This window comes from Stenotrophomonas maltophilia group sp. RNC7, from assembly GCF_030910085.1.
GTDB classification, from domain to species: domain Bacteria; phylum Pseudomonadota; class Gammaproteobacteria; order Xanthomonadales; family Xanthomonadaceae; genus Stenotrophomonas; species Stenotrophomonas sepilia.
Genome location: NZ_JAVFVN010000407.1, coordinates 1 through 328, shown reverse-complemented (window position 1 = coordinate 328; position 328 = coordinate 1). Strand labels below are relative to the sequence as shown.

Here is a 328-nt window from a genome sequence, read left to right as displayed (position 1 = left end):
TATTGATGGCCGTGCCGTCGTTCAGGTCGATGAAGACAGAGGCGCTGCCCAGGGTGACGATGGAATTATCGGCGAGGATATCGGTGGCGAGCGCGGCGTTGCGGCCGAGATGGAGGCGCGCGTTGCGCAGTTGCAGCGATGCCATGCGGAAGTGGCGCGTTTCCCAGTCGGGCTGAGCGAAGGAGACGGGGCGGGTCCGCAGCGAGTCATCGCCCATGGACTTGAGCTTGTCCGCGACGGCGGCGGTATTGGCGGCGTGGACAAGCGGGTGCCCTTGCAGGTACAGCAGGCCGTTCTGCTGGATGAACGCGCCAGTGCTGTCGATACC

1 protein-coding gene is annotated in these 328 nt (G+C 64.9%); it reads right to left on the bottom strand.

All coding sequences use genetic code 11. The annotated features are described in order from the left end of the window. Window positions 1-328 (bottom strand): hypothetical protein (locus tag RCF13_RS06890; RefSeq protein WP_308141006.1); only part of this gene is annotated, 328 nt, incomplete at both ends.